This window comes from uncultured Maricaulis sp. (assembly GCF_905480005.1).
Lineage (GTDB): Bacteria > Pseudomonadota > Alphaproteobacteria > Caulobacterales > Maricaulaceae > Maricaulis.
The window spans coordinates 1-3168 of sequence record NZ_CAJQOO010000125.1 but is presented as its reverse complement, the minus strand read 5'-3'; the positions used below and the strand labels follow the sequence as shown (position 1 = coordinate 3168).

The 3168-nt window shown below is 62.4% G+C and carries 3 protein-coding genes; all 3 read left to right on the top strand.

Annotation, left to right across the window (positions count from 1 at the left end; genetic code table 11):
* The first annotated feature begins 51 nt into the window (after nucleotides 1–51).
* On the top strand, nucleotides 52–1257 hold the full coding sequence (locus QZ266_RS11225; protein ID WP_295695186.1) for an acetyl-CoA C-acetyltransferase: 1206 nt from the start codon (nucleotides 52–54) through the stop codon (nucleotides 1255–1257).
* Between the two features lie 2 nt (nucleotides 1258–1259).
* Nucleotides 1260–1517, top strand: a complete 258-nt coding sequence (locus tag QZ266_RS11220; RefSeq protein ID WP_295695184.1) for a hypothetical protein — start codon at nucleotides 1260–1262, stop codon at nucleotides 1515–1517.
* A partial coding sequence (locus QZ266_RS11215) for a 3-hydroxyacyl-CoA dehydrogenase NAD-binding domain-containing protein (RefSeq protein WP_295695182.1) occupies nucleotides 1517–3168 on the top strand: 1652 nt, incomplete at its 3' end. The genes QZ266_RS11220 and QZ266_RS11215, both read left to right, overlap by 1 nt.

The window sequence follows — 3168 nt, the reverse complement described above, 5'->3', positions numbered from 1 at the left end:
GAGTATTGAGTCGATAAAGGGAACCACCCCGCCAAGGGAAAGGAAGTGACCATGACAGAAGCTTATATCTTCGACGCCACGCGCACGCCGCGCGGCAAGAAAAAGAACGGAGCGCTCAACGAGATCACCGCGCTGCAGCTGGCCACCCAGCAGCTCGCCGCGATCCGTGACCGCAATAATCTCGACACCGCGCTCGTCGATGACGTGATCATGGGTGTCGTCTCGCCGGTCGGCGAGCAGGGCGCCAATATCGCGCGCTCCGCCGTGATCAATGCCGGCTATGCCGAGACCACGGGCGGCTACCAGCTCAATCGTTTCTGTGCCTCGGGCCTGGAAGCGGTCAATGTTGCGGCGGCCAAGGTGATGTCCGGCGAGGCCGATTTCGCCATTGGCGGCGGCGTGGAAGCCATGTCGCGCGTGCCGATGGGTTCCGATGGCGGCGCCATGGGCGTCGACCCGGAAATCTCCTTCGACAATTACATCGTGCCGCAGGGCGTCTCGGCCGACCTGATCGCCACCAAGCACGGCTTCTCGCGTGATGATGTGGATGCCTATGCGATGGAAAGCCAGAAGCGCGCCGCACGCGCCTGGGAAGAGGGCCGCTTTGCCAAGTCGGTCGTCGCCGTGAAGGACCAGCTGGGCACCACCATCCTTGCCCATGACGAGCACATGCGCCCGGGCACCGACATGCAGGGCCTCGGCTCGCTGAAGTCGGCCTTCAAGGACATGTCGGACTTCGTCGGCTTTGAAGCTGTCGCCACCCAGCGCTATCCCGAGATCGAGTATCTCAACTGGGTCCACACGGGCGGCAATTCCTCGGGCATCGTTGATGGCTCGGCCATGGTTCTCGTCGGCTCGAAAGAGGCGGGCGAGCGCGCCGGTCTCAAGCCGCGGGCGCGTATCCGCTCGATGGCTTCCGTCGGGTCCGAGCCGACCATCATGCTGACGGGTCCGGTTCCGGTTACCGCCAAGGCCCTGAAAAAGGCCGGCATGGAAGCGGGCGATATCGACCTGTGGGAGCTCAACGAGGCCTTCGCCGCCGTCGTGCTCCGCCTGATGCAGGCCTATGAGATCGACCACGACATCATGAATGTGAATGGTGGCTCGATCGCCATGGGTCACCCGCTGGGCGCGACCGGAGCGATGATCCTGGGCACCGTCCTCGACGAGCTGGAGCGCACGGGCAAGCAAACCGCCCTGACCACGCTCTGCGTCGGCGGCGGCATGGGCACCGCAACGATTATCGAGCGGGTCTAGTCATGAGCGACTCGAACGAGACAGATCGCAAGGACGAGCAGAGTCTCATCCGGCTTGGTCTCGCCCGGGGCGTGCCCCTAGGTCTTGCCATTGGCGTGGGCATGGGCGTGACTTTGCAAAACGTCGCGATCGGCATCTCGGTGGGAGTCGCTTTTGCGATATCATTCTCTGCCGTCTTCGGCGCTGCCAAGGCGAAAGAACTCAAGAAAAAGCAGGACGCCGCTGAAGACAGCGCCGCGTCCGATGAGGAGAAATCCTGATGACACTGAAAAACTTTACACTCGAAATCGACAATGACGGCATTGCCCTGGTCACCTTTGACAGCCCGGGCAAGTCGATGAACGTCATCTCTGCCGATGTCATGGATGACTTCGACGCGCTGACCGACAAGATCATCAATGACGACGCCATTAAGGGCGTGGTCATCACCTCGGGCAAGGCGGCATTCTGTGCCGGGGCCGACCTGTCGGAACTGGGCGGTTCGTCTGCGGCGCTGGCCAAGCTGCCGGAAGAGGAAATGAAGACGAAGCTGTTCGAGCAATGCTTCCGTCTCAACAAGACCTTCCGCGCCCTGGAAACCTGCGGCAAGCCGATCGCAGCGGCGGTCAACGGCCTCGCCCTGGGCGGTGGCTTCGAGATTGCCCTGGCCTGTCATTACCGGGTCATGCCGTCGGACAATCCCAAGGCCAAGCTCGGCCTGCCGGAAGCCATGGTCGGCGTGTTGCCGGGCGGTGGAGGAACCCAGCGCCTGCCGCGCCTGGTGGGTCTGATGAATGCCGCACCGATCCTGCTGCAGGGCAAGCAGCTCGACGCAGCCGCAGCGCAGGCCCAGGGCATTGTTGATGCCGTGGTGCCGGGTGGCGAGCTGGTCGCCAAGGCCAAGGAATTGGTCAAGGAAGACCCCAAGTCTGCCAAACAGCCCTGGGATGGCGACAAGTTCCGCTTCCCCGGTGGTGGCCCTTACCACCCCGCCGGTGCCCAGATGTTCGGTGCCGCCTCGCCGATGCTGCGCAAGACCAGCTATGGCAATTACCCGGCCCAGCGTTACATCCTGTCCTGCGTCTATGAAGGCTCGCAGGTCTCGATGGATGCCGCGCTGCGCATTGAAAGCCGGTATTTCACCAAGCTTTTGCTGCGCCCGGAAAGCCGCAACATGATCCGTTCGATCTTCCTGTCCAAGCAGGACCTGGACAAGGGCGGACGCCGTCCGGCCGGTCAGGACAAGGGCGAGATCAACAAGATCGCCATCATCGGTGCCGGTTTCATGGGTGCGGGCATTGCCACGGTGTCGGCCCAGGCCGGGATCGAGATTGTTCTCATCGACGCCACGCAAGAGGGCGCCGACAAGGGCAAGAAGCATTGTACCGACCACTTCGCCAAGGGCGTCGCCCGCGGCAAGCTGAGCCAGGACAAGGCTGACAAGCTGGGCGGTCTGATCACCCCGACCACGGATTACACCGCGATCAAGGATGTCGATCTGGTCGTCGAAGCCGTGTTCGAGAATTCCGAACTCAAGGCCAAGATCACCAAGATGGCGGAAGAGCAGATCGGCACCACGGCGGTGTTTGGCTCGAACACCTCCTCCATCCCGATCACCGATCTGGCCAAGGCGTCGGATCGTCCGGACAATTTCATCGGCATCCACTTCTTCTCGCCGGTCGAGAAGATGAATCTGGTCGAGATCATCATGGGCGAGAAGACCGGCGATTATGCCCTCTCGCGCACGATCGACTTCGTCACCAAGATCAAGAAGACGCCGATCGTCGTCTCTGACACGCGGGGCTTCTACGCCAATCGCTGCGTCATGCGCTATATCGGCGAGGGCATGAACCTGCTCGCCGAAGGCGTGAAGCCGGCCCTGATCGAGAATGCCGCCAAGATGGCCGGCATGCCGGTCGGTCCGCTGTCGCT